The following is an 871-nucleotide window of genomic DNA, read 5'->3' on the forward strand; positions in this document are numbered from 1 at the left end:
AAGGCGAGAATATTGCTTATATCTGTTTGTGTAATCTCTGAAAAGAAGATACAGCCTAATTTAGGAAGAATACGAAGTTTTAAATATGGAAACCAGCTTCCAACTTTACCATATTCCTTTGGTTCTATTTTACGCTTTTGAAAAGCATTTAAAGCAATATCTTTTTTAATAATGGAGATTGCGCGTTTTCTCACACTTTTATTTATCGCGTTTTTTAATAATGTTATAGCCGTCACGTAGAACAGCATGCTATTAAAGTATTTATATGCAAATTTTCTTTAAAGAAACATTTTAATTAAATTCTAGCTCCATTCATCTCATGACGATGCTCGTAAATGGTATAATATAAGTCCTATAGGACGGCACCATTTTTACGCTTATGAAGATATAAACAAGATACTTTCATATATTTATCAGCTTTCAATTTTGCAATTGTTTGTGTATGTAAGACGGTTTATAATAGCTATATTTACTTTGTTCTAAAACAGGTTTCTCCACACGCTAGTCCTTTTTATGATGTAGTAATAAATGATTTCTATTTGATTTATCATAAGAGAATCTTACTGTATTTTGTGCTCTCATTCAAGTTAGAAGATGATAAATTATCCTTATAAATCAATAGATTATTATTTTTATAGCATACATGGCGGTGATTATTTAAGTGATATTTTCTGATTTTTATGAGTAGAAAAAGATGAATTTTTAGATCAAAAGGGAATCTAATTGAGGGATATTTACGACTTAGTCATTTTTTGTATTGGCAATATGGCAATGAAATTCACTATTATAAAACTATTGTTTTCATAGAATGAAAACAATAGTTTTATATATTATTGTTAAAGATCCTACGATAAGGTAAGCTCAATAATTT

General features: G+C 27.9%; 1 pseudogene. It reads right to left on the minus strand.

Features of this window, described 5'->3' with window-relative positions:
• Nucleotides 1–236 (minus strand): annotated as a pseudogene (locus ACFIO5_RS10985) (hypothetical protein); the annotation flags it as partial.
• Between the last annotated feature and the right edge of the window lie 635 nt (nucleotides 237–871).

This window comes from Bartonella sp. AA86SXKL (genome assembly GCF_042196885.1).